Annotated in this window: 1 protein-coding gene and 1 pseudogene; both read left to right on the top strand. The window is 41.4% G+C overall.

The genetic code is table 11. From position 1 onward, the window contains the following. On the top strand, window positions 1-222 hold a 222-nt coding region (locus HBA93_RS18710; protein ID WP_221724300.1), incomplete at its 5' end, for a hypothetical protein. After that, window positions 212-437 (top strand): annotated as a pseudogene (locus HBA93_RS18705) (glycosyl hydrolase family 8); the annotation flags it as partial. The gene HBA93_RS18710 and the pseudogene HBA93_RS18705, both read left to right, overlap by 11 nt.

The following is a 437-nucleotide window of genomic DNA, read 5'->3' as shown; positions in this document are numbered from 1 at the left end:
TATAACCGCGAGAAGCAATCTGTTGAAAACCTGCCTGTTCAGAACATAGTCTTTTTGTCGACACAGCCCCTGTCTTTTACCAATATACGTTTAATTACCACTAACTGGCTGTCCAGTAATGCACTTTCCTATGTGGTTTTGTTAATGATAGCACTCGTCGCCTTAGGATTATCAACATCAACCATGCTTTCACGTTTCGGGAGACGAGACGATGAAAAATAACCGCAATATTTTCTTTTTTAAGATGATACTACTTCATACTATTGTGCTGGCCTGTTCCATATTGATGATAACGGGGCAAAATGCGCTATCTCAACCAATATCAGTTACAGGTACCGCCCCCATGATCAGGGCCAATGATTGGAGCCTTTATTCTGAGAAGTTTCTCAGCAAAGAAGGCCGAATTATGGATGATGCCAATGGCAATATCAGCCATA

Source organism: Ochrobactrum sp. SFR4, assembly GCF_019730395.1.
GTDB lineage: Bacteria > Pseudomonadota > Alphaproteobacteria > Rhizobiales > Rhizobiaceae > Pseudochrobactrum.
This window is presented reverse-complemented; position numbering and strand designations above follow the sequence as displayed.